Source organism: Ensifer sp. 38_S197 (genome assembly GCF_056924495.1).
The window spans coordinates 320,342-343,855 of sequence record NZ_JBXOVZ010000002.1 but is presented as its reverse complement, the minus strand read 5'-3'; the positions used below and the strand labels follow the sequence as shown (position 1 = coordinate 343,855).

21 protein-coding genes are annotated in these 23,514 nt (G+C 63.5%); 14 read left to right on the top strand and 7 right to left on the bottom strand.

Annotated features, from left to right (window positions below; all coding sequences use genetic code 11):
* Positions 1–102 precede the first annotated feature (102 nt).
* Entirely contained in the window at positions 103–1,194 is a 1,092-nt protein-coding gene (locus AC1Z3V_RS14945; protein WP_483500053.1) for a glycosyltransferase family 4 protein, read from the top strand.
* Between the two features lie 18 nt (positions 1,195–1,212).
* Here the strand turns inward: AC1Z3V_RS14945 and AC1Z3V_RS14940 are convergent, their stop codons facing one another.
* From AC1Z3V_RS14940 to AC1Z3V_RS14930, 3 genes are all read right to left on the bottom strand, one after another.
* On the bottom strand, positions 1,213–2,091 hold the full coding sequence (locus AC1Z3V_RS14940; RefSeq protein WP_483500051.1) for a glycosyltransferase family 2 protein: 879 nt from the start codon (positions 2,089–2,091) through the stop codon (positions 1,213–1,215).
* Positions 2,092–2,168: 77 nt separating this feature from the next.
* The gene (locus AC1Z3V_RS14935; RefSeq protein WP_483500049.1) at positions 2,169–3,572 is read right to left on the bottom strand and encodes a polysaccharide biosynthesis protein; all 1,404 of its coding nucleotides are present in this window, start codon (positions 3,570–3,572) and stop codon (positions 2,169–2,171) included.
* 79 nt (positions 3,573–3,651) lie between these two features.
* A complete protein-coding gene (locus AC1Z3V_RS14930; protein ID WP_483500047.1) occupies positions 3,652–4,443 on the bottom strand; it encodes a creatininase family protein in 792 nt (263 codons plus the stop codon).
* A gap of 114 nt (positions 4,444–4,557) precedes the next feature.
* On the opposite strand from AC1Z3V_RS14930, the gene AC1Z3V_RS14925 reads away from it, so the two are divergent.
* The 3 genes from AC1Z3V_RS14925 (at position 4,558) to AC1Z3V_RS14915 (ending at position 7,256) form a co-directional block, all read left to right on the top strand.
* Entirely contained in the window at positions 4,558–5,055 is a 498-nt protein-coding gene (locus AC1Z3V_RS14925) for a MarR family winged helix-turn-helix transcriptional regulator (protein WP_483500045.1), read from the top strand.
* A gap of 186 nt (positions 5,056–5,241) precedes the next feature.
* A complete protein-coding gene (locus AC1Z3V_RS14920) occupies positions 5,242–6,264 on the top strand; it encodes a LacI family DNA-binding transcriptional regulator (RefSeq protein WP_065375395.1) in 1,023 nt (340 codons plus the stop codon).
* A 23-nt stretch (positions 6,265–6,287) separates the two neighbouring features.
* On the top strand, positions 6,288–7,256 hold the full coding sequence (locus AC1Z3V_RS14915) for a 2-hydroxyacid dehydrogenase (RefSeq protein WP_483500043.1): 969 nt from the start codon (positions 6,288–6,290) through the stop codon (positions 7,254–7,256).
* A gap of 43 nt (positions 7,257–7,299) precedes the next feature.
* Here AC1Z3V_RS14915 and AC1Z3V_RS14910 read toward each other — a convergent pair whose 3' ends face one another.
* Positions 7,300–8,058 carry a gamma-glutamyl-gamma-aminobutyrate hydrolase family protein gene (locus AC1Z3V_RS14910; protein ID WP_483500041.1) on the bottom strand — a complete coding sequence of 253 codons (759 nt, stop codon included), beginning with the start codon at positions 8,056–8,058 and terminating at the stop codon, positions 7,300–7,302.
* 430 nt (positions 8,059–8,488) lie between these two features.
* Between AC1Z3V_RS14910 and AC1Z3V_RS14905 the strand changes: the two genes are divergently transcribed.
* The 6 genes from AC1Z3V_RS14905 to AC1Z3V_RS14880 all read left to right on the top strand — a co-directional run bounded on the left by AC1Z3V_RS14905 (position 8,489) and on the right by AC1Z3V_RS14880 (position 15,682).
* Entirely contained in the window at positions 8,489–10,798 is a 2,310-nt protein-coding gene (locus AC1Z3V_RS14905; protein ID WP_483500039.1) for a putative bifunctional diguanylate cyclase/phosphodiesterase, read from the top strand.
* Positions 10,799–11,028: 230 nt separating this feature from the next.
* Positions 11,029–11,802 carry an N-acyl amino acid synthase FeeM domain-containing protein gene (locus tag AC1Z3V_RS14900; protein ID WP_429813160.1) on the top strand — a complete coding sequence of 258 codons (774 nt, stop codon included), beginning with the start codon at positions 11,029–11,031 and terminating at the stop codon, positions 11,800–11,802.
* A gap of 236 nt (positions 11,803–12,038) precedes the next feature.
* A complete protein-coding gene (locus tag AC1Z3V_RS14895) occupies positions 12,039–12,263 on the top strand; it encodes an aa3-type cytochrome c oxidase subunit IV (RefSeq protein ID WP_429813163.1) in 225 nt (74 codons plus the stop codon).
* 452 nt (positions 12,264–12,715) lie between these two features.
* A complete protein-coding gene (locus AC1Z3V_RS14890) occupies positions 12,716–13,861 on the top strand; it encodes a Re/Si-specific NAD(P)(+) transhydrogenase subunit alpha (protein WP_429813166.1) in 1,146 nt (381 codons plus the stop codon).
* Positions 13,861–14,271 (top strand): NAD(P) transhydrogenase subunit alpha part 2, encoded by a 411-nt coding sequence (locus tag AC1Z3V_RS14885; RefSeq protein WP_429813169.1) that lies wholly within the window; start codon positions 13,861–13,863, stop codon positions 14,269–14,271. The genes AC1Z3V_RS14890 and AC1Z3V_RS14885 overlap by 1 nt, the downstream gene beginning before the upstream one ends.
* A gap of 10 nt (positions 14,272–14,281) precedes the next feature.
* A complete protein-coding gene (locus tag AC1Z3V_RS14880) occupies positions 14,282–15,682 on the top strand; it encodes an NAD(P)(+) transhydrogenase (Re/Si-specific) subunit beta (protein WP_483500036.1) in 1,401 nt (466 codons plus the stop codon).
* Positions 15,683–15,795: 113 nt separating this feature from the next.
* Here AC1Z3V_RS14880 and AC1Z3V_RS14875 read toward each other — a convergent pair whose 3' ends face one another.
* From AC1Z3V_RS14875 to rpsU, 3 genes are all read right to left on the bottom strand, one after another.
* Entirely contained in the window at positions 15,796–16,272 is a 477-nt protein-coding gene (locus AC1Z3V_RS14875; RefSeq protein WP_429813174.1) for a DUF992 domain-containing protein, read from the bottom strand.
* Between the two features lie 245 nt (positions 16,273–16,517).
* Positions 16,518–17,405: a tetratricopeptide repeat protein gene (locus AC1Z3V_RS14870; RefSeq protein WP_173520340.1), complete on the bottom strand. Its 888-nt coding sequence runs from the start codon at positions 17,403–17,405 to the stop codon at positions 16,518–16,520.
* 368 nt (positions 17,406–17,773) lie between these two features.
* On the bottom strand, positions 17,774–17,986 hold the full coding sequence (rpsU, locus tag AC1Z3V_RS14865) for a 30S ribosomal protein S21 (protein ID WP_034786884.1): 213 nt from the start codon (positions 17,984–17,986) through the stop codon (positions 17,774–17,776).
* A gap of 326 nt (positions 17,987–18,312) precedes the next feature.
* On the opposite strand from rpsU, the gene AC1Z3V_RS14860 reads away from it, so the two are divergent.
* From AC1Z3V_RS14860 to soxG, 4 genes are read left to right on the top strand one after another with little or no spacing between them, the layout of a single operon-like run.
* The gene (locus tag AC1Z3V_RS14860) at positions 18,313–19,566 is read left to right on the top strand and encodes a sarcosine oxidase subunit beta family protein (RefSeq protein WP_483500034.1); all 1,254 of its coding nucleotides are present in this window, start codon (positions 18,313–18,315) and stop codon (positions 19,564–19,566) included.
* A 10-nt stretch (positions 19,567–19,576) separates the two neighbouring features.
* On the top strand, positions 19,577–19,912 hold the full coding sequence (locus AC1Z3V_RS14855) for a sarcosine oxidase subunit delta (RefSeq protein ID WP_483500033.1): 336 nt from the start codon (positions 19,577–19,579) through the stop codon (positions 19,910–19,912).
* Entirely contained in the window at positions 19,909–22,902 is a 2,994-nt protein-coding gene (locus AC1Z3V_RS14850; RefSeq protein WP_483500031.1) for a sarcosine oxidase subunit alpha, read from the top strand. Before AC1Z3V_RS14855 ends, AC1Z3V_RS14850 begins: the two co-directional genes overlap by 4 nt.
* Positions 22,895–23,446: a sarcosine oxidase subunit gamma family protein gene (soxG, locus tag AC1Z3V_RS14845; protein ID WP_483500029.1), complete on the top strand. Its 552-nt coding sequence runs from the start codon at positions 22,895–22,897 to the stop codon at positions 23,444–23,446. Before AC1Z3V_RS14850 ends, soxG begins: the two co-directional genes overlap by 8 nt.
* Positions 23,447–23,514 lie beyond the last annotated feature (68 nt).

Genomic DNA, 23,514 nt, shown 5'->3' with positions numbered 1-23,514 from the left:
TGACGATTTTGCCGGCCGCAAGGCTGTGGTCGCCGGAGCACCCGATAACCCTCCTTTCATCAAAATCGGCGAGAGTGCGCGCCACATCGTAGGGGTGCGCAGGTGAAGACGATTTCCATCAACGGCCGGTTCCTGACCCAGCCGCTTACCGGCGTGCAGCGCTTTGCCCGCGAGATGACCCGGGCGCTTGACGCACGCATTGCTTCCGGCCAGGTGCCGCATGGCCTGAAGGGAGTGCGCTGGCGGCTGCTGATACCGGGCAAGACGGTTGACGACCTCGGTTTGAAGGCGATCTCGGTCGAGTCTTTCGGCTCGGGTCCGGGCCATGTCTGGGAGCAGGGAGCGCTCTACTGGCGGGCGCGGCGCGACACGCTCATCGGTTTCGGCGGCAGCGGTCCGGTATTGCACGGCGACCAGATGGTGGTGATCCATGACGTCACCTTGTTTCGCCACCCAGCCTCGTTCGGCCGCGGCTACCGGCTGTTCCACGGGACGCTCGGCTACCTTCTCACGCGGCGGGCGAAGATCGGAACGGTCTCGAACTTTTCGCGCCAGGAACTCGCCGACGTCTTCCGCGTGCCGGCCGCCGGCATCGACGTGATCTACAATGCCACGGACCATTTCGCAGCGCTGCGGCCGGACGAGGGGATCATCGAGCGGCTGGGGCTTGGCGACACGCCGTTCTTCCTGCTCGTCGGCACGCTGAAGCCCAACAAGAACGTCGAGTTCGCAGTCCGCGCCTTCGAGGCCCTTGGCGCCGGCAACCACAAGCTCGTCGTCGTGGGCGGGACCGATCCGACGGTGTTTCGCGACGTCGCGCCGACGTCGAAGGGCAACCTGATTTTTCCGGGCCGCCTGACGGACGAGGAGATCGCCGGGCTGCAGCGGCGCGCCGTCGCCTTCGTCTTTCCGAGCCTCTACGAAGGCTTCGGCATTCCACCGCTCGAAGCGATGACGCAAGGGTGTCCGGTTCTTGCGGCCGATATCCCGCCGGTCCGCGAGGCCTGTGGCGATGCGGTGCGCTACTTCGATCCCGTGAAGACGGAGACCTTGGTCGAAGCGATGCGGACGATCTCTGCCGACGAAGCTCTTCGCCGGGCGTTGCGGCGTTCCGGCTTCGACAATGCCAAGCGCTTTTCCTGGGAGGGAAGCGCCGTGGTGCTGCTCAACATGCTGGCCGCGCGGCAGGGATGATCCGTTCTGCGCGGGACGTCAGAGATCGAGAACGCGCAGGGGGTCCAGCCGACCGCGGACAAAATCACCAAGGGCAATCAGGTTGCCCTTGAGGCGGCCGCGGCGATCGACCAGGCCCTGTGGTTTGAGGCTGCCCAGGACGTTGGCGGCAATGTTGCCGCCCATCAGGCGCAGCGCCCATTTAAGGCCGACAGTGCCCTTGTTGCGCAGATAGAGCGGATTGGCGACCTGTGAGTAGCCGAAGCGTAGGCCCGAGGTACGGCCGCGCTTGTTGCCGAGATGGACGCCGCGGAGCGCAGGCGATTTCACGATCCGGCCGTGCGAAGCCAGACGCCGGCAGAAGTCGACGTCCTCTTGCCAGCCATAGAGCGGCAGCCGCTCGTCGAAGCGAGTGCGTTCGGCGGCGATCGCCGAAACGCGGAAGACCATGTTGCAGCCATAGGCGTTAAAGGCCGGCTGCGCGATATCGTCCGGCCGAGCGCCGGGATCCGCGTCGAGGATCGCTCTGGCATCGGCAATCGATATGCCCGGGCCATGAATGCCGTCGGCGAGAACCAGGCCGGTCGCCACGACGACATCCGCCTCGCGCTCGAACAGTCCTGCCGCCTCGGCGAGAAAATCGCTGCGCGGCAGGAAATCGTCGTCGAAAAAGACGATCAGGTCGGCGGTTTTCGCATGGTCGAGGATGGCGTTGCGCTGTGCGCTTGAGCCCTTGTTGCCGGCGACGATACGGATCTCCAAAGACAGCGCGCCGATGCCGGCTTCGTCGACGTCCTCCGCCGTGCTTGGGCAGATGAGGATGGCGTCCGGCAGCCGCGTCTGCCGCGTAAGGTGCAGCAGGGTTTCGGAGAGGACCTCGCGGCGGCCCGCGGTCGCTATGCCGACGACGATGTTCATGGGACGCTCTCCGCTCTTTTCGGCGCGATCTAACCGGAAATTCGTGCAGTTTTTCTTAGCGCCTATCTTCTAGGCGGCTAGGCTGCGCTGGGTCCCGGCGCCCGCATCATCAGCCGCAACTGGTTGAGCGCGAGCAGGCAGAGCAGGCCGCCGGAGACAATGCCGGCACCGATCGTGACGTAGCCGGTTTCACCGGAGAGGGAGAAGGCCAGAACGGCCGCACCAAGTCCTGCGGCGGCGAAGAGCACGGGTGGCCAGGAGAAGTCGAATGCGAGCGAGGACATCAGGCGGAGGCCGAGCAGAGCGGCGAGGACCGCGCCGACGGCGCTGCCCCAGGCGAGTGCCGCATCGTCTGCCCCCGCGAGCATCAGGGCTGCCAGTGCTCCAAGGCTCAGAAGCACGCAGTCGGCAACGGCGAGCAGCAGGATCAGCGCCAGACGTTGCCTTAGATGCAATGGCGTCGGCAGCATGATCTGCGTCAGTGTGCGAACAAGCGAAAGCACGATGATGGCCGGTGCGGTGGCGAGGAAACCTCGCTGCAGATCCGGGCTGACGACAAGCCAGGCAGCGGGCAGAAGGACGGCGAAGATGCCGGCTGCCATCATCAGCGCGAAGCTCGTCAGCAGCGCGTAATATCGCCCGAGTTGTCGGGCCAGGCCCGAGCCGTCGCCGGCGCGGTCATGCGCGGCGACGATCTCCGGATACTGGATCGCCTGGAGGGCTGAAACGATGAGCACGAATGGGCGTTGCAGCAGGTCGAGCGCGAGCAGGGCGCCGGCGGCGCCTGTCGCGCCGAGCGCCGAGGTGAGGATCGCCTTCAGCGCCAGGGGCGCGAACATGGCGGCGGTGGCGGCCCCGGCGGAGACGCTGCCATAGACAAGATGCTTGCGGAAACGGCCACCGTCGAGCGCGGCCGCCGGGCGCATGACCGCGCGGCGCGAGAGCAGGAATGCAAGCAACCCATAGGCAGCGTAGCCGGCGAAAAGACCGGTAACGGTCGAAAGGAAGCTTGGCGAAATCAGCGCTCCGGCCACGGTGCCCGCGGCAAGAATGGTGGCGCGGGATCCCTGCAGCACCGAGAAGGCGCGAAAGTCCTGACGGAAACGCAGCATGGTCAGGTGCAGGTCGCTGCCGCCTTGCGCAATCGAGACCAGACCGCCGACAAGCGCCACGACGGGCGGCACACCGAAGAGCAGGGACGTGCCCGCCGCGATCAGGCACAGGGCGGCGCAGGCCACGGCCTCGATCAGGATTGTGTGTCGTTCCGCCGCTTCGCTCTCCGCGTCTGGTCCCGGGTAGAAGCGTGTGCAGGCAAAGCGCACCCATTCGAAGGCGGCGATCGCCGCGAACTGGCAGATGGAGATAAACAGCGAGTAGCTGGCATAGTCGGCCGGCGCCAGCCAATGGGCGACGACGATCAGCAGCCCGAAGGCGATGACGGCCTGGTAGAAATAGGCGCCGAGCGCAACGATCTTCGCCATGGGGTTCTGCCCTTCCGTTTCGCGCTCGTGATAACGCAAAACCGCAAACAAAGTGTTTGCCGGACCGCCGCCTTCGTCCTCAGTCGAGGTCGACCGGATCGAAATCCCTCATGTCTTCCAGCAGTTCGATAAAGCCTTTGACCGCATGGGCGATCAAGACATCACCCCGTGCTGCCGTGGCGGCGGCGGCATTTCCGGCAACACCCGCTGCGTTGAGGTCGCGCATCTTCCAGCCGAAGGCATGCGGGCCGTAGGCGCGCAGATGCTTGAAGCGCTCTGCAAATTCCTCCTGGCGGGAGCGGAAATCGGACGCCTTCGCCATGTCGACCTTGTCCGGATGAAGCGCCAGCATGGCCGACGTCTCGATATCGCCGCCGTGGATGTCCAGCGCCTTGTCCTCCGGCCTGATCCAGCCGTCCGGTTGACCGAAACGGGTCCAGCTCGTTGCGACGGCCAGCATATTGAAGCGCATGCGCGCTTCGGTGGCGACGATCGTCATCAACGGCGAGTTGCCGCCATGGGCGTTCAGCATCGCGAATTTGCGGATGCCTTGCCTATGAAGAGCGCCGGCAATGCCGAGCCAGCGCTCGACCGCTTCGCCATAGGCAAGGGTTCGGCTGCCGGCCACATCCATGTGTTCGATCGAGTAGCCGACCGGTTCGGTCGGCAGGAAAGTCACGGGCAGGTCGGCGGGGAGCGCCGCGATCGTGCGGGAGACGATGCCCTCGGCAATCAGCGTGTCGGTTTCGAAGGGCAGGTGAGGGCCATGCTGTTCATGGGCGCCGAGCGGCAGCACGGCAATCCAGTCACGGCGGGCGCCCTCCGGAAGGTCGGCCGGATTGTCCTGCCATCGCGGTTCAGGCATCGACATTTCTCTTCGATCCTCCACGTCAATTGTCGTAAAATTGTTATTTGAGTCATACAGTTCGTAATCGCAAGCTGTATTGTTATAAGTGTTCGACGCAGAGATTCGGCAGGAGGTCCAATGGGCAAGAAGAACAAGGCCGAAAAGAAAGGCAAGAACGGCAAGAAGAAGGACGAGCTCCTGGCAGAGCCGCATGATCTTGCCGCTATCCTTGTCCAGGCTGCGCGGTCCATGCGCACCGTACTTTCCCGTAATTTGCTCGAAAGTGGTCTCTACGCCGGACAGGACGGCGTGATGCTGGCGCTGGCCGAAACCGACGGCATGACCGCGGGTGGCCTTGCCGCCAGGCTCGGGGTCAAGGCGCCGACCATGACCCGCACGATCGGCCGCATGGAGGCGCAGGGCTTCCTCGAGCGCCGGCCGGACGAGGACGATGCGCGGCTCACCAAGGTCTATCTCACCGAACCCGGCCGCAACCGTCTGCAGATCATCGCCGAAGCCGGCCAGCATTCGGAGAAGCTCGCGACACGCGGCCTGACGGAGAAGCAGGTGCGTACCCTGATGAAACTGCTGCGCGCAGTCGACAGCAATCTCCAGGCCGCCCGGGCCGCCGACTGACCCACCTTGTTCGCCGCATATTGCCGTGGCGATTTAAACAGTTTAAATAGGGATTTAAATTTATGGCACGCGTGCGTCCACTGAGACGTACGAAAGAGTGCCGCAAGGCATGCCGCAACAACCTCATTCGGATTGGATTGTGGGGTTGATGTGGCCGGGGGCGAAACAGGGCTTACAGGGGGCATCGTGGCGCAAAAGGTCAAGCTTTCGACGATCGCTGAAACACTTGGTCTATCGACGGCAACGGTATCCCTGGCCCTGCGCGACAGTCCTTTGGTCGCCACCGTCACTCGCGACAAGATCAAGGAACAGGCGCGCGCGCTCGGCTATATCTACAACCGCCGCGCCGCCAGTCTCAGAACATCCCGCTCAGGCATTATCGGCGTCGTCGTGCACGACATCATGAACCCGTTCTACGGGGAAATCCTGAAAGCGATCGAGGCCGAGCTCGACCGTGACAAGCAGACCTTCATTCTCTCCAACCACTATGACTCGGTCGAAAAGCAACGCGACTTCATCGAGACGCTGCTGCAGCTCGGCGGAGACGGCGTGATCATGTCGCCGGCGATCGGCACGCCATTGGAGGACATCCAGCTTGCCGAGGACAACGGCATGCCGGCAATCCTGATCGCCCGCTCGATCGAGGGCGTGGACGTGCCGATTTTCCGCGGCGACGACGCCTACGGCATCTCGCTTGCCACCAACCACCTGATCGGCCTCGGCCATCGCTGCATCGCCATGGTCGGTGGCACCGACCAGACCTCGACCGGGCGCGACCGCTATCAGGGCTATGTCAACGCGCTGCGCAAGGCCAATATCGAGGTCGATCCGGAACTGCGCATTCCCGGCCCCCGCACGAAGCAGGGCGGTTTCGAGGCGGCGGTGCATCTGCTCTCCCTGCCGCAAAAACCGACGGCGGTCGTGTGCTGGAACGATCTGGTGGCGATCGGCATGATGAACGGCATCGCCCGCGCCGGCCTCGTGCCCGGCGTCGATATTTCGGTTACCGGCTACGACGATCTCGAAGAAGCGTCGATCGCCACGCCGGCGCTCACCACCGTCTGGAACGGCCAGGCCGATGTCGGCCGCAGTGCTGCCCGCGCGCTCCTCGACAAGCTTTCCGGCAGCCACGAACCCGACGGCATCCATCTGATCAAGCCGGAAATGCGCATCCGCCAATCGACGGGCCCGTTGCGCGTCATCGCCTGAGACCCTCCCGACAGGAGTTGCCCATGTCCAAGAGCCGCACGCGCGTTCTCGTGCCCGGAAAGATGCATCAACGGGTGATCGATCGATTGGCCGGGCAGTTCGAAGTCGTCAGGATCGAGAGCGCCGATCCGGCATTGGTGACGCCGGATATGCAGGACGTGAAGGCGGTTGCCGTCACCGGCCGGCTGCCGGGAGCCCTGATGGACGCTCTGCCGCAGCTCGAGATCATCGCCAATTTCGGCGTCGGCTATGACGGCGTCGACGTCGCACATGCCGCCGCCAAGGGCATTGCCGTCAGCAATACACCGGATGTTCTGACCGAGGAGGTGGCCGATACTGCGATTGGCCTGCTGCTGAACACGCTCCGGCAATTGCCTCAGGCAGAACAATGGTTGCGCCAGGGACGCTGGAGCCGCGAGGGCGCGTTTCCTCTGTCGCCGCTGTCCCTGCGCGGCCGAAGCGTCGGTCTTTATGGCCTCGGACGCATCGGTCTTTCGATCGCCAGGCGGCTCGAAGCCTTCGATGTGTCGATTGCCTACCACACGCGCAGCCCGCGCGAAGGCCTGCCCTATGCCTACCATTCGACGCTCGTCGGCCTCGCGACGGCCGTCGATACGCTCATTGTCATCGTGCCCGGCACCGAGGCGACGCGGCGGACGGTGAATGCCGAGGTGCTTGCCGCGCTGGGCAGCAATGGCGTGCTGGTCAATGTCGGCCGAGGCTCGACGGTCGACGAACCGGCGCTGATCGCGGCGCTTCAGGGCGGGGTGATTGCCGGTGCCGGACTCGACGTCTTCGAGAACGAGCCACACGTGCCGGACGCGCTGATGGCGCTGCCGAACGTTTCGCTCCTGCCGCATGTGGCCTCGGCCTCGGTGTTCACACGCAACGCCATGGCCGATCTCGTCGTCGACAATATCGAAGCCTGGTTTGCGACCGGAAAGGCATTGACGCCGGTGCCGGAAACGCCGTTCACGCGACGCGCGGTGTGACACCCGCATCGTTGCCTCAGGCGGCGATAGGGAAACAGAAGCGTCAGGCGGCCAGGCGACCAGCGGCGTAGGCCCGCACGGCGTCGCCGAAGGCCTTGAACAGGCTGGCCGAGGGGGCGTCGGTGCGCACCCAATATTCCGGATGCCATTGCACGCCGACGGCAAAGGCCTTGGCGCCGATCACCGAAACCGCTTCAATCGTACCGTCGTCAGCGACCGCCTCGACTGCCAGGCGCGGAGCCGCGGCACCGATCGCCTGCCGGTGCAACGAGTTGACGCGGATGCGGCCGGCGCCAAGCACCGGAGCGAGGCAGCTTCCTTCCTTGACGATGACGTCCTGGCGGATGCCATAGGCAACGTCGAGTTCCTTCACGTCGGGCTTGCGGTGATCCCAGATCCCCGGCTGGTCTTGGATTTCGGTTGCCAGCGTGCCGCCGAGCGCGACGTTCAGTTCCTGAATGCCGCGACAGATAGCGAGCAGCGGCACGCCGCGCTCCAGCGCCCGGCGGATCAGCGGCAGGCTGGTCGCGTCGCGGCCGGGATCGAAGGGACCATCGGTGTTCTTGGCCTCCCGGCCATAGAGCGATGGATGAACGTTCGAACGGGCTCCGCTTGCAAGCACGCCGTCGACGCGGTCGAGGATTTCGTCGATGTCGTTCCCGGTTTCGAGCGCCGGAACGAGGAAGGGCATGACGCCGGCGCCTTCGACGGCGGCGCGCACATATTGATGGGCAACGACATGCCAGACATTGCCGTCGAATTCGCGGAAATCGCAGGGGATGGCAACGACAGGTTTCGACATCGTCAGGCTCCGTAACAGGCTCGAGAAAAGCCTTGCCGTCAGATGTGGATGAAAGTCAACTGGGAAGGTGACGAGCTGGATCGCTGCGCCGATCCAGGGCTGATCGCCAGGGAAACACCCTCTGAAAAGGGCAGGAAATCGCAGGTAATTCTTTAAGTTCGAGTAACCATTCCGCACGCAAGTTTGGGATCGTCCGTCATTATCGTAGAATTGCCAAAGTTGCAGCCGAGCCCTTTTATTGCGCGGATACTATGTTTGGTTGCAGAAACCGACTATTGTTCAGCGCGCTTCGCACTGTTGAGTTGAACTCTTGGGTCTTACCGGCGCGGACCGGCGATTTTTCTGGGATTCGATACTTTTTTCGGGGCGTTAGGCGAAATCATTCGTTAAGTCATCACCCTTAACAATCCGGTAAACCGGAGCTTGGTTCATGATGCGACCTGGACAGAGCGCTCTTCCGACTGACGTGTATCTGTCATCCGTGAGCTCGCTCTACGAACATCGCAAGACGTTGCTGATCGGCATGTTGTCGCATGTCGTGACGTTTCTGCTCGTCTATCTCAAGACCAGCGATCCCTTTTATCTTGCCTGTTCCGGCGTGATCTTCGTGCTCTGGGCGCTGCGCAATCTCGATATGGCGCGGTTCGACCGGCAGGATTTCTCCAATGCCGACCGGGCGATGGTGCGCAAATGGGAGAACCGCTACATCGTCGGCGGGGTCAGCGTCACGCTCACCTGCGGCATCGCCTGCGGTTACGCCATTGCCGTCAGCCGGGATTCCTTTTCCGAGCTTGCCACCATTTCGGTGACGCTGGCCTCGATGATCTCGCTCGTTGGGCGCAATTACGGCTCGGAGCGGGCCGTGCTTCTCCTGTCGTCGTCCGCGTGCCTGCCGATCGTGATCGGCCTGATCACGTTGCAGGACGTGTTCATGCTGGCGCTCGCCTTGCTGATCCTGCCGTTCATCCTTTCCACCTGGATGATGGCCAACAATGTGCGCGCCTTCCTCTATGAAAACGTGTTGGCGGCGCGCGAGATTGCGACCATTGCCGGCCAGTTCGACGCCGCGCTCAACAATATGACGCATGGTCTGTTCATGCTGGACGGCGACGGCCGCGTGGTGGTGGCCAACGAGCGTGCGAGCGAATTGCTGGCGCTTGGCGACAGGACCGAACTCAAGGACTGGCTGCTTGACGACGTAATCCGCCGCGGCGCGCGGCGCATGCGGCTCGATGCCGAAAAGACCAAGGCGATCTCGCGCCAGCTCGACCTTCTGGTCAAGGGCAAGCGCCCGCAGGTATTGATCCCGGTCAGCGAGGAACTGCATCTCGAGTTTTCGGCCAGCCGCCGCGACAATGGCGATATCGTGCTGATTTTCGAGGACGTGACGGCGCGCGTGCAGGCGGACAAGCAGATTCTGCACATGGTGCGTTTCGACAAGCTGACGGAACTGCCGAGCCGCGACTATTTCGCGGAACTGGTCGTGGCCGCAACCAGCGGCGACGAGATGGAGGACCGACTCGTCGGCCTGATGGTCCTCGACGTCACCGAGTTCAAGCATGTCAACGACATGCGCGGCCACATCATCGGCGACAAGCTGCTGCAGGCGATCGCCGGCCGGCTCAGGGCGCTCGCCGGCGACGATGCGATTGCGGCGCGGCTGATGGGCGACGAGTTCGTCGTGTTCTTTCCGAACAAGGCCGGCGTGGCCGATCTGGAAGAACGGATACGTGGGCTTCACACGGATCTGCGCGGCACTTACGTTGCCGGCGGCTTCACCTTCAACATGACCGTGAGCGCGGGCTTCGTCATCGCATCGAGCGTGGATTTGAAGCTCGAAGACCTGCAGATCAAGGCGGATCTCGCGCTTTCGGAAACCAAGCTGCGCAACCGGGGCGGCTGCACCGCGTTCGAAGCCGAGATGGACGCCCGCTATGTCGACCGCCAGAAGCTCAAGGCCGACCTGCGCGAGGCGATCAATGCGCGCAGCCTGACACTCTCCTACCAGCCGATGTTCGCGCCGGGCGGCGGTCGGGTCGAGTGCTGCGAAGCGCTGGCCCGCTGGACGCATCCGGAGCGCGGGCCGGTGCCGCCGAACGTCTTCATCCAGCTCGCCGAGGAATTGGGGCTGGTCACGGAGATCACGCGTTTCGTGCTCGATCAGGGCTGCCGGGATTGCATGGACTGGCCGAACGATGTGTCCGTCTCCGTCAACCTCTCGGTTCTCGACCTTCGCAGCAGCGAGATCGTCACGATGGTCACGGATGCCCTTCAGGCAACCGGCCTCGATGCTTCGCGGCTGCATCTGGAAGTGACTGAAAGCTGCCTGATGGACGAGCCCCTCAAGGTGCAGGCTATCCTGCGCGAGCTGCGTGGCCTCGGCATCACCATTGCCATCGACGATTTCGGCACCGGTTATTCGAGCCTCAGCTATCTCGATGTTCTCCCGGTCGACATCATCAAGATCGACCGCTCCTTCGTGCGCAACATCCGTGAGGATTCGCGCCGCTTCAAGCTCCTGCGCGGGACGGCAGATCTTGCCCGTGCCCTCGGCCTGCGCATTGTTGTCGAAGGCGTCGAGACGGCCGATCAGCTACAGCTCATCACCGAGCACAATTGTGCCGATTTGATACAGGGCTTTGTCTTCGCTGCCCCCATGCCGGCCTCTGCCATTGCGACGCTTTGCAAGAACGGTGTGCCAAAACGAGGCACGAAACCCAGCAGCAAGCGCATCGCCTGACGCTGCGCCCCCAGATTCCGTCCTGTTTTGACGCTGCTAATTCTGCAGCAAGTCGTTGATTAGAAAAGATAAATACATTCCCATTTTGGCGCGCATCGCTCCAAGTTGATCAATTTAATTTACGAATTTTTAGGGTTAACAAAAAGTTAACGGTGAACTGTTCCGTTTTGCGGTTGCCGCCCCATCTTCCGTCAATAGGTTAACGATTTGTTAACCATGAGGTTTGGAATATGGGTGAGACGGTTCACCAGGCGGAGCCTGGGCGTTTTTCGGAAAAGCTGATGCAATTGCTCGATCGTGTCGAATACCGGCGGGTCGAAACCGGCGAGGACATGGAGGACATCGCGCGGTTGCGCTACAAGGCCTACAAGTCCGTCAATCTGATGGAGTTGACGGGCTCGACGCTGATCGACGATCTCGACTTCGACAGCCACGCCTATGTCTTCGGCATCTATCTCGACGAGAGCCTCGTCAGCACAGTGCGCGTACATCACGTAACGCCGGCGCATCGGGCCAGCACATCGGGCCTGATCTTCGGCTCGGAGATCGACGCCTTCCTCGATGCCGGCATGGTCCTTGTCGATCCGGGCCGATTGGCCGTCGATCCCGACGTCATCGGCGACGAGATGCGGGCGCTTCCCTACCTGACGCTCCGCCCGGTCGCCATGGCCTGCGAATACTTTTCCGCCGACCGTTGCCTGACGGCCTGCCGGCCGCGCCATACCGCCTTCTACAAGCGCATTTTCGCCTCGGAGACCGTGGTCGCCAAGCGCGAGAATCTGGGGGTCTACAATGCCGACGGCGCCCTGCTCGTGGCGCAGGTGAGGGGGCAGCGGCCTTCGATCCTCGACCGGTACCCGATCTTCGATTCGGAGCCTTTCGAACGCCGCATGATGTTTGCCGATCGCAGCGAGGTGCCGTTCGCGCCGCTGACGATCCTGCCGACCGCGCGCATGGCGCAAACCGGCTATGGTCGCTCCTACCGAACTTCCGTCTTCCGCTGACAGTCTTCGATATCGACATCGGAAGGTGGGGCGCGCCCGTGTGCGTCGCCCTTGCTGCTGGCCGCGACATATCGCCCCATCAGATACTGCTAAAGGACGGGTTTTCGTTGCGCCCGGCCCAAGCATTGTGTAAGGGCAGCTATAAGGGTTTTCGCGACTTTTCGCGGGAGCCATGCTTCGATTAGGAGCGGCGATGACCAAGGGTCGCGCCGTGGCATTCAGGGAGAATTTGGACGATGGCTGAGCATCATTCTGGACCGGTCGATGTGGGAGCCCCGATGGACTATTCGGAGCACGAGAAAACCTACCGCATGTTCCTGAGCGCATCGAAGTACGGCACGCTGTTTTGCGTGGCGCTGCTGATTGCGATGGCTGCCGCATTCTTCACGACGATGGGCTTCTTCTCCTCGCTCGTGCTCTTCATTCTGCTCAACGTCGCAGGTTTCTTCTTCCTGCGTTAATCCGCGTCATCGGACTGATTGCCGAGGGGCTCGACGCTTCCTCGGCGACCGGGCGCGAGCCCGGACGAAGTTGCATGCCGTCGACTGGAGGCGTCGACGCTGCACGGCACTTCAAAATGCTGCAGCGACCTTGCGCACCCAATAGGATGCGCGGCGCTGCAAAGCTTGGAGATCTCCATGTCCCGGGCATTCGCTGCAACGGGACGTGTATCCTCACTGCGTGAGGGGGGAGTGGAAAGCAGACCCGCGATGCCGGGCGAGACTCGGGCGTCGATCGGCGGTCGGACCGCCTGCGGTTCGAACACTCGGGTGTCTGTTTCCAGAAAATATGTGCTTGGCACCCCAGTGCCTCGCATATGGGGGCGTGCAGGCTCGATTGGCCGCACGCTTTGCAGTCGGAGAGAATGCCCGCATTCCGGCCTTGGCTCGATTGCGGCCAAGGAGGGGGATTTGTGAGCGAGATTGTCTTTGTCGCCAAGGAAACGGACCCGAACGAGGGTCGCGTTGCCGCATCGCCGGACACAGTGAAGAAACTGAAAAGCCTGGGGTTCGACGTCGTCGTCGAGGCGGGCGCCGGATTGCTGTCGCGCATTCCGGACACTGAGTTCGAAAAGGTCGGGGCCCGGATCGGGGCGATTGCCGACGCCAAGACGGCCGACGTGGTGTTGAAGGTGCGCCGGCCGACGACTGCCGAAATCGGCGGCTACAAGTCGGGCGCCATCGTGCTGGCCATCATGGATCCCTATGGCAACGAGGCGGCGATCGCCGAGATGGCCAAGGCAGGCTTGACTGCTTTCGCGATGGAGTTGATGCCGCGCATCACTCGGGCGCAGTCGATGGACGTGCTCTCGAGCCAGGCGAACCTCGCCGGTTACCAGGCGGTGATCGACGCCGCTTGCGAATATGACCGGGCGCTGCCGATGATGATGACCGCGGCCGGCACCGTTCCTGCCGCCAAGGTCTTCGTCATGGGGGCGGGCGTTGCCGGCCTGCAGGCGATCGCGACGGCCCGCCGTCTCGGCGCCGTGGTTTCGGCGACGGACGTGCGTCCGGCCGCCAAGGAACAGGTCGCTTCGCTCGGCGCCAAGTTCATCGCCGTCGAGGACGAGGAGTTCAAGGCGGCCGAAACGGCTGGCGGCTACGCCAAGGAGATGTCCAAGGAGTATCAGGCCAAGCAGGCCGCACTCGTTGCCGAGCATATCGCCAAGCAGGACATCGTCATCACCACGGCACTGATCCCGGGGCGCCCGGCGCCGCGGCTCGTCACCCGTGAGATGCTGAAGAGCATGAAGCCCGGCTCGATCGCGGTCGACCTTGCGGTCGAGCGCGGCGGCAACGTCGAGGGCGCCGAGCCCGGCAAGGTCGCGCAGGTCGAGGACGTCAAGGTCATCGGCCATCTCAACGTGCCGGGCCGCATCGCGGCTTCCGCGTCCGGTCTCTACGCCAAGAACCTCGTCACCTTCCTGGAGACCATGGTCTCCAAGGAAACCAAGGCGCTCGCGCTCAACATGGAGGACGAGCTCGTCAAGGCGACGGCGCTCACCCATGGCGGTGAGGTCGTGCATCCGAACTTCGGCGCCAGCAAGGGGGACAAGTGATGGCGAATGAACTTCTCGACAAGGCGCTCGCCGATCTCGACCGGGCAGTGGAAGCGGTCCGCACCGCTGCGGAATACGTGCCCGAAACGGCCGGCGCCATCGCCCATGGTGCCACCGGCGGCGCGATCGATCCCTTCGTCTTTCGCTTGGCGATCTTCGTCCTGGCGATCTTCGTCGGCTACTACGTGGTGTGGTCGGTGACGCCGGCGCTGCACACGCCGCTGATGGCGGTCACCAACGCGATTTCCTCGGTCATCGTCGTTGGTGCTCTGCTTGCCGTCGGCATCTCGGCGTCGGGGCTTGCGACGGGCTTCGGCTTCGTGGCGCTGGTGCTTGCCGCCGTCAACATCTTCGGCGGCTTCCTCGTCACCCAGCGCATGCTGGCCATGTACAAGAAAAAAGACAAGTGAGGCGGGCCCGATGAACGCTAACTTCGCAGCCTTCCTCTACCTCGTCTCCGGCGTCCTGTTCATCATGGCGCTGCGCGGCCTCTCGCACCCGACCACCAGCCGCAAGGGCAATACCTACGGCATGATCGGCATGGGCATTGCGATCGTCACGACGCTGCTGCTCGCCAAGCCGAGCTTCGGCGGCCTGACGCTGATCGTGCTCGGCCTTGCCATCGGCGGCGGCGTCGGCGCGGTGATTGCGCGTCGCATCGCCATGACCTCGATGCCGCAGCTCGTCGCGGCCTTCCACTCGCTGGTCGGTCTCGCCGCCGTCATGGTGGCTGCTGCCGCCATGTACGCGCCGGAGAGCTTCGGTATCGGCACCGTCGGCGACATCCATGCGCAGGCGCTGGTCGAGATGTCGCTCGGCGTCGCGATCGGTGCGATCACCTTCACCGGTTCGGTCATCGCCTTCCTGAAGCTCGACGGGCGCATGTCCGGCAAGCCGATCATGCTTGCGGGACGCCACGTCATCAACGCCGGTCTCGCTACCGGGCTGATCGTGCTGGTGGTCTTGCTGGTGCTGACGCAGAGCACGACGGTCTTCTGGCTGATCGTTGCGCTTTCCCTGGCGCTTGGCGTGCTGATCATCATCCCGATCGGCGGCGCCGACATGCCGGTGGTCGTGTCGATGCTCAACTCCTATTCGGGTTGGGCCGCGGCCGGCATCGGCTTCACGCTCGGCAACCTGGCGCTGATCATCACCGGCGCGCTCGTCGGCTCCTCCGGTGCGATCCTGTCCTACATCATGTGCAAGGGCATGAACCGCTCGTTCATCTCCGTCATCCTCGGCGGCTTCGGCGGCGAGAACGGGGCCGCAGCCGCTGACGACGGCATCCAGCGCACGGTCAAGCAGGGCTCGGCCGACGACGCGGCCTTCCTGATGGCGAACGCCTCCAAGGTGATCATCGTGCCGGGCTACGGCATGGCGGTTGCCCAGGCGCAGCATGCGCTGCGTGAAATGGGCGACCAGTTGAAGGCGGCCGGCGTCGAGGTCAAATACGCGATCCATCCGGTCGCGGGGCGCATGCCCGGCCATATGAACGTGCTGCTCGCGGAAGCGAACGTCCCCTATGACGAAGTGTTCGAGCTCGAGGACATCAACTCCGAGTTCGCCCAGGCCGATGTCGCCTATGTCATCGGTGCCAACGACGTCACCAACCCGGCAGCCCGCGACGACAAGTCCTCGCCGATCTACGGCATGCCGATCCTCGACGTCGACAAGGCCAAGACCTGCCTCTTCGTCAAGCGCTCGCTCGGCTCCGGCTATGCCGGCATCGATAACACGCTGTTCTACAAGGATGGCACGATGATGCTGCTCGGCGACGCCAAGAAGGTGACGGAAGACATCGTCAAGGCATTGCACGCCTAAACGCGGTTTGCAGAAGCCGACAACGAAACGCCCGCCTTTCGGCGGGCGTTTTGCGTTGGAAGGTGTTTTGCTGCGCGTTCCAGAAGAATTGCCCTTGCTTATCTGGAATTGACTTAGCCGGCCGGTGCCAGCGTCAGGGCGTCGACGCCGATGGCGACGTTCAGGCCCTCCTGGACTTGGACATTGACCGGCTGCAGCATGAAGGCCTTATTGGTACCGCCGCCGATCACCTTGGCGCCGCCGCCGACAGCGAGGCTCGCATCGGCGCCGACCCCGTAATATTCGCCGGCAAGCGCGAATTCGCTGATCGGCGTTCCGGTCTTGGCAAAGACGTCCCAGACCATCGTGCTCTTGCCCGTCTTGCCGATGTCGACGCCGATCTTGCGGATCGTGCCGGCATAGACGGCCTTCGGTCCGCCATTGGTTGGCGTGAAGGTGCACATCAGGTTCTTGGTCGAGGTCACGATCAGGCCGGTACCGCCTTCCGAACCGCAGACGAGACGGCCGAGCGCGACATAGTTCTGTGCGGCGGCAGGGCCCGTGGCAAGCGCGGCCAGTGCCAGCGCAGTGACGAGGGTTCGTTTGATCATGGCGTGGTCTCCGTTCTTACTGCGCCGCGCGTGCCTCGGCGCGCTGGGGTCGCGGTAGCACTACGAATGGCTGGATGTTTTGTCCTTGGATCGGAGACGATCCAAGGAAACACGCAGCGACACCTCTGGCAAACGGATGATGGCCGGGAAGGTTCCGCTTGGCGGAGAGGCGAGGTGGCAGCGGCCCAAACGAAAACGCCCGCGAGATGTCGCGGGCGTTTCGAGAAACATGACGAGTGGGGGGCTCAGGAGGCCTTGACGCGCGCAAGGCCGGCGCGCGCCGGTTCATATTTCGGGTCAAGCTGCAATGCGTGCGCGTAGGACTTCGACGCCTTGACCTTGTCGCCCTTGCGCTCGTAGATCAGCGCCTGGTTGGCCCAGGACTCGGCAACCTTGCCGTTGAGGTTGATCGCGGTGTTGAAGTCCGAGAAGGCGTTGTCGTCGTCGCCCTGGGCGACATAGGAAATGCCGCGGCCGTTGTAGGGTTCCGGCGAGCTCGGCGACAGCGAGATCGCGGTCGAGAAGTCTTCGATCGCCTGGCCGTGCTGGTTGCGTGCCTGATAGATCAGGCCGCGATTGTGATAGGCACGGGGATCGGTCGTGTCGAGCTGGATCGCCTTGTTGAAATCATTGAAGGCGGAATCGAGCTGGCCGGCCTGGCGATAGAGATTGCCGCGGCCGATATAGGCGACGTCGTAGTTGGCGTTGAGCTGCAGCGCCATGTTGTAGTCGGCAAGTGCTGCCTGAGTGTTGCCCATGTTGCGATGGACGAGCGCCCGGTTGGCATAGGCCTGGTAGAAGCGCGGGTTGAGCTGGATCGCCTGGTCGAAATCGGCGATCGCCCGGCGGTATTCGCCGGCACGGCCGTAGGCTGAACCGCGGACGTTGTAGCCTTCCGGGTCGCTCGGGTTCGAGGCGATCACGCTCGAAAGCGAGGCGATATTTTCCTGCGAGCCCTGTTCGCGCTCGACCTTGTTGGTCATCGAGTCCGGGCCGTCGGTCGTGCAGCCTGCGAGAAGAAGGGCCGAACCGAGGAGCAGCATGGCGGCAAGCCTCGGCTTGCGCTGGTGGCGGCGAGACGCCTCATGGACAGTAAAACCGGAGACGTCCGCAGTCATGGCAGCAAGTGTCAAAGGTTGATCCCTCAAATCGACAAGGTCTCGAAAGCCATCGGCTTTCCGTTCCTTACAGCGCCGCGTGTCTTTCCAGGACGCGCCGAAGTCGCTGTAATACGTTGAGTTTCTGCATAATTTTGTCCTTAAATCGATGCCGATTTAAGGAATTATGCAGCAGAGCCGCTGAAACTCCCCGCGGGCTCCGCAGCCGGGCTTCATCGTGCCTCGGCAAGCCGTCCGGTCAAACGCTCCGGTCGGCCATCCGTCACCGGCAGCGTCGATCACGCTAACCTGTCGTCGGAAAAGATGTCCATACCAAAAAAAGGCGGTGGCGATATTTCGCCCCCGCCACGACTTACATCGGAAAGCGTCGAAAAAACGACAAATCAGCGGGCCAGGAGGCCTTCGCGCTGTGCACGCTTGCGTGCCAGCTTGCGGACGCGGCGAACGGCTTCAGCCTTTTCGCGGGCGCGCTTCTGGGACGGCTTTTCATAGTAATCGCGCATCTTCATTTCGCGGAAAATGCCTTCGCGCTGCATCTTCTTCTTGAGAGCGCGGAGCGCCTGATCGACATTGTTATCGCGGACAAGTACCTGCACGTGAAATCCCGTTCCTTTGGTTCGAGTTGTTTGTGACTCCGTCAGGTGCCGGAGGCAAAAGAATGACATTCGCTAAGCTGGAAGCTTTACGATTAGACGAGCGGATACCAGATCATCGGGCGAAAGTCCAGCGACGACATGAGGACGCGCTGAAAAATCCTCGGATGCGGGGGTCGCGTCCGTTTCCGCGCCGAAAGCAACCGATCCGGGGCCATGTCGCAACTGCGCGCAAGTCCACTCAATTGCGTCGCAAAAGAAACGTTGCGCAGGTCTCGGATTTGCGATTTCTAACGCCAATGAGATCGGGGTTCATGGAGTAGAGGCCGATGCGCAAATATTCAGTTTTCGCCGTGGCGCGCGAGGCGTTGCGCGGCCACAAGGGGTGGGGCCCGCACTGGGCGTCGCCGGAGCCGCGCAAGGAATATGATGTGATCATCATCGGCGGCGGCGGCCACGGCCTCGGCGCTGCCTATTACCTTGCCAAGGAACACGGCATCACCAATGTCGCGGTGCTCGAAAAGGGTTGGATCGGCGGCGGCAATACCGGCCGCAACACGACGATCATCCGGTCCAACTATCTCTATGAAGAGAGCATGGACATCTACGAGCATTCGCTGAAGCTCTGGGAGAACCTGTCGCAGGATCTGAACTACAACGTCATGTATTCGCCGCGCGGCGTCATGATGCTGTCGCACAACATCCACGACCAGCAGTCGTTCAAGCGCCACATCAATGCCAACCGTCTCTACGGCATCGATAACGAGTGGCTGACGCCGGAGCAGGCCAAGGCCTATTGCCCGCCGCTTGATATCGCCAAGACGGCGCGCTACCCGATCAATGGTGCAGCCCTCCAGCGCCGCGGCGGCACGGCACGCCACGATGCGGTTGCCTGGGGCTATGCGCGTGCGGCCTCCGACCGTGGCGTGCATATCATCCAGAACTGCGAAGTGACCGGCATCCGTCGCGACGAAACCGGCCGGGTCGTCGGCGTCGACACCAACCGCGGCTACATCGGCGCCAAGAAGGTCGGCATTTCCGCCGCCGGCCATACCTCGGTGCTGATGCAGATGGCGGATGTCCGCGTGCCGCTGCAGAGCCAGCCGCTGCAGGCGCTCGTCTCCGAGCCGCTGAAGCCGATCTTCCCCTGCGTCGTCATGTCGAACTCGGTGCACGCCTACATCTCGCAGTCCGACAAGGGCGAGTTCGTCATCGGCGCCGGTACCGACCAGTACAATTCCTATTCGCAGACCGGCGGCCTGCAGATCATCACCCATACGCTGGATGCGATCTGCGAGCTCTTTCCGATGTTCCGCCGCGTCAAGATGATGCGTCAGTGGGGCGGCATCGTCGACGTCACCCAGGACCGCTCGCCGATCCAGGGCGTCACGCCGGTACCCGGCCTGTTCCTGAACGCGGGCTGGGGTACGGGCGGCTTCAAGGCGACGCCGGGTTCGGCCAACCTCTTCGCCCATCTGATCGCAAGGGGCGAGCCGCATCGTCTGGCTGCCGGGCTGACGCTCGAGCGGTTCCGCACCGGCCGGCTCATCGACGAAGCGGCTGCCGCCGCTGTTGCGCACTGAGGATTTCGAGATGCTTCTGATCTATTGCCCCTATTGCGAGGAAGAGCGCTCCGAGCTCGAATTCCGCGGCGCCGGCGACGCCCATATCGCCCGCCCGGCCAATATCGCCGACATCACCGACGAGGAATTCGAGGAATACTTCTTCCTGCGTCAGAACCCGAAGGGTCTGATCTTCGAGCGCTGGCGCCATATCCATGGCTGCGGCCGTTTCTTCAACGCCGCCCGCGACACGGTCAGCGACCGCTTCTACACCACCTACAAGGCTGGCGAGCCGAAGCCTGACATCGCCGCCATTCTTCAGAGCGAGCAGGACAAGAACGGTCAAGATAAGGGAGCCGCGAAATGATGGGGGCCAATCGCATTCCAGGCGTCGGCCGCCTGACACCGGCACGCACCGCGCGCTTCACCTTCGACGGCCGCACGCTGACGGCGCTCGAGGGCGATACCGTCGCCTCCGCGCTTCTCGCCAACGGCATTCATCTGGTCGGCCGTTCGTTCAAGTATCACCGTCCGCGCGGCATTCTTTCGGCCGGTGCCGAGGAGCCGAATGCGCTGATCGACGTCGCGCGTGATGCCGCCCGTCGCCAGCCCAACGTGCGCGCCACGGTGCAGGAAGTCTTCGACGGCATGAAGGTGGAATCGCAGAACCGCTGGCCGTCGCTCGCCTTCGACGTCGGTGGCTTCAACGATCTGCTGTCGCCGTTCTTCGCCGCCGGCTTCTACTACAAGACCTTCATGTGGCCGAAGGCTGCCTGGCACGCGATCTACGAACCCTTCATTCGTCGTGCCGCCGGCCTCGGCGTCGCACCGACGGAAGCCGATCCGGATCATTATGCCAGCCGCTATGCCCATTGCGACGTGCTCGTCATCGGTGGCGGCGTCGCCGGCCTCTCGGCTGCACTCGCTGCCGCCAAGGCCGGTGCCAAGGTGATCATCTGCGACGAGCAGCCGGAAATGGGTGGCGCGCTTCGTTATGAAAGCGGCACGACGATCGACGGCAAGGACGGTTGGGACTGGGCGCAGGAGACCGCGAGGACGCTGGCCGAGATGGACAACGTCACCGTGCTTACCCGCACGACGGGCTTCGGCTACTACAACCATAATTTCGTCGGCCTCGTCGAACGCGTGACCGATCATCTGGCGGCCCTCGACAAGTCGCTGCCGCGCGAGCGGCTGTGGCAGGTGCGCGCCAAGAAGGTGATCCTCGCCAACGGCCAGATCGAGCGGCATATGGTATTCGCCAACAACGACCGTCCGGGCATCATGCTCGCTTCGGCCGGCCGCACCTATCTCAACCATTTCGGCGTCGCCGTCGGCTCGAAGGTCGGCGTCTACACCGCCCATGACTCGGCTTACGAAGCCGCCTTCGACCTGAAGCGCGCCGGCGTTTCGGTGGCGGCCATCGTTGACTGCCGCGAAAATCCGGGTGAGGCAGTGCTTGCCGAAGCGCGCAAACTCGGCATCGAAGTGCTGACCGGGCACTCCGTGATCAAGGCCGGCGGCAAGCTGCGGGTGAACTCGATCAGCGTCGCCCGCAATGGCGGCGGCTCGGCGCGCAAGATCGCCGTCGACGCGCTGCTGGTCTCGGCCGGCTGGACGCCGTCGGTGCACCTCTTCTCGCAATCGCGCGGCAAGGTGAAGTTCGATGCGGCGACGCAGCGCTTCCTGCCCGGCACCTACCTGCAGGATTGCCTTTCGATCGGCGCCTGCAATGGTACCGACGACCTTCAGGCAACGATCGACGAGGCGCTTGCCGCGGGCGAACTGACGGCCCGCGCCGCCGGTGCGGAAGGCGGAACGCAGGTGACGCTTTCCGGTGAAAACCGCTTCGGCTGGACCGGCGGCATGATCGGCGCTGCGGAAGGCGCAGGGCCGGACACGACGGTCAAGGCCTTCATCGACTTCCAGCACGACGTCTGCGCCAAGGACATTCGCCTGGCGGTGCGTGAAGGCATGCACTCGATCGAGCACATCAAGCGCTTCACCACCAACGGCATGGCGTCCGACCAGGGCAAGCTTTCCAACATGCATGGCCTGGCGATTGCCGCGGAAGCGCTCGGCAAGGACATCCCGCAGGTGGGTCTCACCACCTTCCGCCAGCCCTACACGCCGGTGACCTTCGGTGCGATCGTCAACCATTCGCGTGGGCCCCTCTTCGATCCGGCGCGCAAGACGCCGATGCATGCCTGGGAGGAGGCGCATGGCGCCGAGTTCGAGGATGTCGGCAACTGGAAGCGCGCCTGGTTCTACCCGCGCTCCGGCGAAGGCATGCACGAGGCGGTCGCGCGCGAATGCAAGACGGTGCGCGATGTCGCGGGTATCTTCGATGCCTCGACGCTTGGCAAGATCGAGGTCGTCGGCCCGGACGCCGCCCAGTTCCTCAATCTGATGTACACCAACGCCTGGGACAATCTGAAGCCCGGCCGCTGCCGTTACGGCATCATGCTGCGCGACGACGGCTTCGTTTATGACGACGGCGTGGTCGGCCGCATGGCGGAGGACCGCTTCCACGTGACGACGACGACCGGCGGTGCGCCGCGCGTCATGAACCACATGGAAGACTATCTGCAGACCGAGTTCCCGCATCTGAAGGTCTGGCTGACCTCGACGACCGAGCAATGGGCCGTCATCGCCGTGCAGGGTCCGAAGGCGCGCGAGATCATCGCGCCACTCGTCGAAGGCATCGACCTTTCCAACGAGGCCTTCCCGCATATGAGCGTTGCCGAGGGCAAGATCTGCGGCGTGCCGACCCGGCTCTTCCGCATGTCGTTCACCGGCGAGCTCGGCTTTGAAGTCAACGTGCCGGCCGATTACGGCCAGGCGGTCTGGGAAGCGATCTGGGCGCGGGCCGAACCGATGGGCGCCTGCGCCTATGGCACGGAAACCATGCACGTGCTGCGCGCCGAGAAGGGCTACATCATCGTCGGCCAGGACACCGACGGGACGCTGACGCCCGACGATGCCGGCCTCTCCTGGGCGGTCTCGAAGAAGAAACCCGACTTCGTCGGCATTCGCGGCCTGAAGCGGCCGGATCTCGTCAAGTCCGGGCGCAAGCAACTGGTCGGCCTTCTCACCAAGGATCCGAAGGTGGTTCTGGAGGAAGGCGCGCAGATTGTTGCCGATCCCAACCAGCCGAAGCCGATGACCATGCTCGGTCACGTAACGTCGTCGTACTGGTCGGAAAATTGCGGCCGCTCGATCGCGCTGGCCATGGTTGCCGGCGGCCGCGAGCGGCTCGGCCAGACGCTCTACGTGCCGATGACCGATCGCACCATCGCCGTCGAAGTGAGCGACATGGTGTTCTTTGACAAGGAAGGGGGCCGCCTCCATGGCTGACCAGGCAATTGCAAGCCGCAGGGCGGCGCTTACCTCGCGCGGCGGTTCGGCCGAGGCGATCCTGACGCCGACACCGGCGGCAACACGCATCTCGCTCAGGGCCGGCGCCGATGCGCTGCCGGCACTCTCGGCAGCGCTCGGCGTGACACTTCCGACGCGGCCGAAGACCTCGGCCTCGAGCGGCCAGCGCCATGCGCTGTGGATCGGTCCGGACGAGTGGCTGGTGATCGACGAGAGCGAGGCCGACCTGATGGCGGCCGCTGCCTCAAGCGGTACGCTGCACTCGGCGGTCGACATCTCGCACCGCAACGTTGCCGTCATCGTCAGCGGTCCGGGCGCGGATGTGGCGATCAACAGCGGCTGCCCGCAGGATCTGTCGCCGGCGATCTTTCCGGTCGGCGCCTGCTCGCGCACGATCTTCGGCAAGGCGGAGATCATCCTCTTCCGTACAGCCGAGGATCAGTTCCGTGTCGAGTGCTGGCGATCGTTCTCGCCCTTCGTCTTCGGGCTGCTTTCCGAAGGCGCTGCCGACGCGAGCCATTGAATGAAAAGGCCGGGAGGTGCTTACAAGCGCTTCCCGGCCTTCGATTTTTCAGGCGAAACGTAAGTACC

What these genes read in the sequence shown, in the direction of transcription:
- AC1Z3V_RS14915 (WP_483500043.1), top strand. Translation starts at nt 6,288, where the DNA reads ATGTCCAAGAGCCGCACGCGCGTTCTCGTGCCCGGAAAGATGCATCAA.
- AC1Z3V_RS14895 (WP_429813163.1), top strand. Translation starts at nt 12,039, where the DNA reads ATGGCTGAGCATCATTCTGGACCGGTCGATGTGGGAGCCCCGATGGAC.
- AC1Z3V_RS14885 (WP_429813169.1), top strand. Translation starts at nt 13,861, where the DNA reads ATGGCGAATGAACTTCTCGACAAGGCGCTCGCCGATCTCGACCGGGCA.
- AC1Z3V_RS14860 (WP_483500034.1), top strand. Translation starts at nt 18,313, where the DNA reads ATGCGCAAATATTCAGTTTTCGCCGTGGCGCGCGAGGCGTTGCGCGGC.
- AC1Z3V_RS14940 (WP_483500051.1), bottom strand. Translation starts at nt 2,091, where the DNA reads ATGAACATCGTCGTCGGCATAGCGACCGCGGGCCGCCGCGAGGTCCTC.
- AC1Z3V_RS14875 (WP_429813174.1), bottom strand. Translation starts at nt 16,272, where the DNA reads ATGATCAAACGAACCCTCGTCACTGCGCTGGCACTGGCCGCGCTTGCC.
- soxG (WP_483500029.1), top strand. Translation starts at nt 22,895, where the DNA reads ATGGCTGACCAGGCAATTGCAAGCCGCAGGGCGGCGCTTACCTCGCGC.
- AC1Z3V_RS14905 (WP_483500039.1), top strand. Translation starts at nt 8,489, where the DNA reads ATGATGCGACCTGGACAGAGCGCTCTTCCGACTGACGTGTATCTGTCA.
- AC1Z3V_RS14925 (WP_483500045.1), top strand. Translation starts at nt 4,558, where the DNA reads ATGGGCAAGAAGAACAAGGCCGAAAAGAAAGGCAAGAACGGCAAGAAG.
- AC1Z3V_RS14930 (WP_483500047.1), bottom strand. Translation starts at nt 4,443, where the DNA reads ATGTCGATGCCTGAACCGCGATGGCAGGACAATCCGGCCGACCTTCCG.
- AC1Z3V_RS14855 (WP_483500033.1), top strand. Translation starts at nt 19,577, where the DNA reads ATGCTTCTGATCTATTGCCCCTATTGCGAGGAAGAGCGCTCCGAGCTC.
- AC1Z3V_RS14850 (WP_483500031.1), top strand. Translation starts at nt 19,909, where the DNA reads ATGATGGGGGCCAATCGCATTCCAGGCGTCGGCCGCCTGACACCGGCA.
- AC1Z3V_RS14910 (WP_483500041.1), bottom strand. Translation starts at nt 8,058, where the DNA reads ATGTCGAAACCTGTCGTTGCCATCCCCTGCGATTTCCGCGAATTCGAC.
- AC1Z3V_RS14880 (WP_483500036.1), top strand. Translation starts at nt 14,282, where the DNA reads ATGAACGCTAACTTCGCAGCCTTCCTCTACCTCGTCTCCGGCGTCCTG.
- AC1Z3V_RS14935 (WP_483500049.1), bottom strand. Translation starts at nt 3,572, where the DNA reads ATGGCGAAGATCGTTGCGCTCGGCGCCTATTTCTACCAGGCCGTCATC.
- AC1Z3V_RS14900 (WP_429813160.1), top strand. Translation starts at nt 11,029, where the DNA reads ATGGGTGAGACGGTTCACCAGGCGGAGCCTGGGCGTTTTTCGGAAAAG.